Source organism: Deltaproteobacteria bacterium (genome assembly GCA_016931625.1).
Lineage (GTDB): Bacteria > Myxococcota > XYA12-FULL-58-9 > XYA12-FULL-58-9 > JAFGEK01 > JAFGEK01.
In genome coordinates this window covers 1-3,267 of record JAFGEK010000193.1, presented here as the reverse complement: position 1 = coordinate 3,267, position 3,267 = coordinate 1, and the positions used below count along the sequence as shown (strand labels likewise).

Genomic DNA, 3,267 nt, shown 5'->3' with positions numbered 1-3,267 from the left:
TTGCCGATTTTGTCTTTTTGTAGATTTTACAAAGCTTACAAAGCGTTTCGTATACAAAATTTTTGTTAACAATGACGATAGTAAGACAAATATTTAATTGTTTAAAGTGGTATTTACTGGTTTACATGCTAAACACATTTAAAAATATGGCCAAAATATGCGCTAATTTTTCCTTCTATGTTGCGCAATGCTGGTCATTATGTTTACATGCATTAAGAAGAAGGCTAGGAGATAATGTCGCTTGCATGTTACGCAACGGCAATGTTTACAATATTTTTGTTAAACTATTTTGTTGAGTGAATTGTGTTATGAAGTATAATATATTAAATATAATTAACATGAAAATTCGCGGTGCTGGCTCCATAAAGAAAATGGTGGCCCATGTTTTGTTGCTCGTTTTCGCCTTTGTGGTGGTAGCGTTGTTGCTAGTGACTGTTTGTGTGTTAATTAGTAACAGTCGCAGATATACACCAGCATTTCTAGATACTAATAATGAGACTATTACACAAAGTATTGCATCATTTGAAGACATTAAGCTTGGTAACTACCCACAGGCGGTATTGCTGCGTGCAAAGAATATTAATAATCCTATATTGTTGTATTTGCATGGTGGCCCAGGTGCAACTGAACTACCATTGGTTAGACATTTTAACTCAGCATTAGAGAATCATTTTATTGTTGCATTATGGGAACAGCGTGGTGCAGGAAAATCATATTCGCCATTTATTGATAGCAACACAATGAATGTTGAACAAATAATTAGCGATGCACATGAATTAATACTGCATCTCACCAAACGATTTCATAAAAACAAGATATTTCTGGTTGGTCATTCATGGGGGAGTATTCTTGGCATAGAGCTTGTGCGTCGCCATCCGCAATTGTTTCATGCTTATGTTGGCATTGGTCAAGAAATTTATCTGCCAGAATCGGAGAGATTAAGCATGGAGTATGTGCGCAACATGGCGCAGGCAGCTAATCATCAACAAGCACTATCCGAGTTGCTGGCAATAGGCACTTATCCAAATTTTACTGAAGGATGGATGAGTAATGTTTTTACCCAGCGCCGTTGGCTTGGGTATTTTGGCGGCGTTATGTACGGCAAAGAGGGTATGGAGAGTTTATTTTTTGTCGAACGTCCTCCAGAATTTACTGTCTTTGATTTTGTACCGTTAGCTTTGGGGGCATACTTTTCTTTAAAATATATTTGGCCACAATTATTTAAGTTGGGTGATTATCGCGTAGTTGCTAACCAGCTTGAAGTGCCGATTTATTTATTTGAAGGCCGATATGATTACAACGCTCCTTCAATACTAGTGCAAAAATATTTCGATGTATTAATTGCCCCCAAAAAAGAATTGTTTTGGTTTGAGTTTTCAGCACACATGCCAAATTTCGAAGAGGCCGATAAATTTAACCGGATCATGATTAATAAAGTGTTGCCTGAAGCACTGTCACTGTCGAGTAACTGTTTGATGTACTTGAAATCGTTAAATTATAAAATTTTATCACAACAAAATGAAGATAAATGCGATAATATTTAGTAAAATTTGAGATAATGTTCAAAGTGTAACTGGAGATGTAAAATGGCTAATGCAATTGGTAATGAAATCAAGGATGTTAACTTACTGATTAATGCGCTTAGCATTAACGCCAAGGCATTACATAATGATGCAGATATTAAGGCAGCCGAAGTCAATACAGATGCGCTAATTGTACAGATAAATGAGCTAACAGCGAGTCTCGATGGAGTCGGCATTAATACTAAAGAGCTTTTGCAGTATATAAAGCAATTCAGTGTAAATATAAATAGTATTCAACAGCAGATATCGGTGCAAAACGAAAAAAATCTGAGATATGAATCTGAGATCAATGCAACCCATGACGCTTATGGTGATTTCGCTAGTTTAGCTCCCAATCCTAATAAACTCATCCAAAAACTCGATTACGCTAATAAGTTGCTCGCCAAACTTGAGTATCGTTATAAAGTTGAACAGCAGATAGATTCCAATATGGTAATAAACGATAATTTGCTAGAATATATCGACAAAATTGGAACAGGTGTCGACTCAGCAAACAGCTATTCAGATCTGGCTAAAAGAGCTCTAGACAATTACAATACTAATCTGGCGGGTATAAATGTCAGATCGAACAATAATTTTAATGTTAGTGGCGCCAATGACAAATATATTATTGATGATAACGTTGCAGTATTAAAGAAAATGGAGGGAGAGCTAGTACAAGCATATGGTTTAATAAAATTACTAAATCAAGAGTTAGGCAAATTTCATCAAGAGACAGTTGCAAATTATCTAACTAACTTGAATCATATACTTACTAATAGTGAAAAACAGTTAGAAGAAATTTTATCGGCACAACCACCTGATACTAAAAATGAAAGTCTTAAAAGACAGGTTAATGTATGTATGTCTAAGATTAATATGCTGCGTATGGGTATTGAGACCGCATATGACATTCGCGTTGGTGATAGCTCCTCTGAATTCGCGAATAAGTAAAAAAAATTAATTAATAGAAGCCGCAGTATATTGCGGATCTTTTCTTAAAACCAAATAATCCAACCTAGATTTTTTATTGCTACACTGTTTACAGCGCCTGCAACACTAGTGATAACATACTGCTATGGGTCGTGATCTTCTTTACAAACCACCAGTACCAATTGTTCAAGCCGACGAAGAAGCTGATAAGCCTGGTTCTAAAAGCAGTACTGCTGGCACTTGGAGCAACCAGGCGATAATATAGCCAATATAATTCAAGGGTAATAAATCATGGTAACCGAAGCTAAAGGTTTTTTTGACGAAAATACTGTAGCTGCATATCTTACCGATTTTTGTGATAATCCTGACCCTAAATGTTCAAAGCAAAACTTACGATAGTTTATTGCGCTTAAATCACCTTGAGACATCTGGCACTAGCGAACAACTGCAAGGATTTGCTTATCAACACGACCGCGTTGGCAATATTGTTAGTATTGATGACTTATTACATAGCGACTCTGACGCAGTTGCATCAGCAGCTTTAAATGCAAATGCCAACTATACTTATGATGCTTGGTATCGTCTTGTTGCTAGCGAGTTTACCTCAAGTGCTATCAGCAATAGTACTGAAACCATAAATTATACTTATAATAGCATTGATAACATACTTAGCCGCACTTCAAGCATGCGAAAGTTAATTGTGCCCATACCGCCTGAGAATATTGCAACTGAAACGACGGTTGATACACAAAACAGCGCAAAGGAGAAAATA

Annotated in this window: 3 protein-coding genes; all 3 read left to right on the top strand. The window is 36.3% G+C overall.

From position 1 onward, the window contains the following. Window positions 1-308: 308 nt before the first annotated feature. Window positions 309-1,544 carry an alpha/beta hydrolase gene (locus JW841_16365; GenBank protein MBN1962508.1) on the top strand — a complete coding sequence of 412 codons (1,236 nt, stop codon included), beginning with the start codon at window positions 309-311 and terminating at the stop codon, window positions 1,542-1,544. 42 nt (window positions 1,545-1,586) lie between these two features. Then, window positions 1,587-2,516, top strand: coding sequence for a hypothetical protein (locus JW841_16360; protein MBN1962507.1), 930 nt, complete (start codon window positions 1,587-1,589; stop codon window positions 2,514-2,516). Between the two features lie 382 nt (window positions 2,517-2,898). Further along, a partial coding sequence (locus tag JW841_16355) for a hypothetical protein (protein ID MBN1962506.1) occupies window positions 2,899-3,267 on the top strand: 369 nt, incomplete at its 3' end.

Bases quoted from the DNA above. Each gene is read 5' to 3' on its own strand.
- JW841_16365 (MBN1962508.1), top strand. From the start codon at position 309: ATGAAGTATAATATATTAAATATAATTAACATGAAAATTCGCGGTGCT.
- JW841_16360 (MBN1962507.1), top strand. From the start codon at position 1,587: ATGGCTAATGCAATTGGTAATGAAATCAAGGATGTTAACTTACTGATT.